The organism is Vibrio sp. 2134-1 (assembly GCF_033339495.1).
In genome coordinates, this window is the sequence record NZ_JAWOUS010000539.1 from 1 (window position 1) to 648 (window position 648).

Annotated in this window: 1 protein-coding gene; it reads left to right on the forward strand. The window is 45.8% G+C overall.

Features of this window, described 5'->3' with window-relative positions:
- Positions 1 to 648 (forward strand): histidine kinase dimerization/phospho-acceptor domain-containing protein (locus tag R7R78_RS27100; protein ID WP_225474734.1); only part of this gene is annotated, 648 nt, incomplete at both ends.

The following is a 648-nucleotide window of genomic DNA, read 5'->3' on the forward strand; positions in this document are numbered from 1 at the left end:
AAAGCGAGCTAGAAAAGTTTGCCACGGCAAGCCATCGATTGTTGCAACCTCACACCATGGATGAGCTCCCACCCGAGGTGAAGGATGTATTCGATGAAGATCCTACCGCTAACATTGCCTTTGATGATGAACGGGATTTTTGGTTTCGCTTCGACGAGAGCACTCCCTTTTTCAAAATTAGCGATAACCCGAATAGTCCCATCATTCAAGCCGTCAATTTCGACGACAACATGGTGTGGATATTCTTCATCGCTGGTTTCGCGCTTTACTGTGTTTTGCTGATCTGGTTTTTAAGCCGCAGAATTCGTGAACTAGAAAGAGTCACCGTCGAATTTGCGTCTGGTAATTTCAAAGCACGCGCAAGCACGGCCAGCGCCAAATCGGTTGGCACATTGAACAAAAGCTTCAATAACATGGCCGATAAAGTCTCTCGACTCATTACCAGCAATAAAATGCTCACCAATGCGGTTGCTCACGAGCTACGCACACCAATTTTTCGCTTGCAATGGCAGGCTGATTTACTCGCCGACTCCTCTCTAAATGAACAACAGACAAAGTACGTAAATAGCATCGTTGAAGACATTGATGAGATGGAAGAAATGGTCGAAGAACTCCTTTACTACGCGAAAATGGAACGCCCAGAAACAG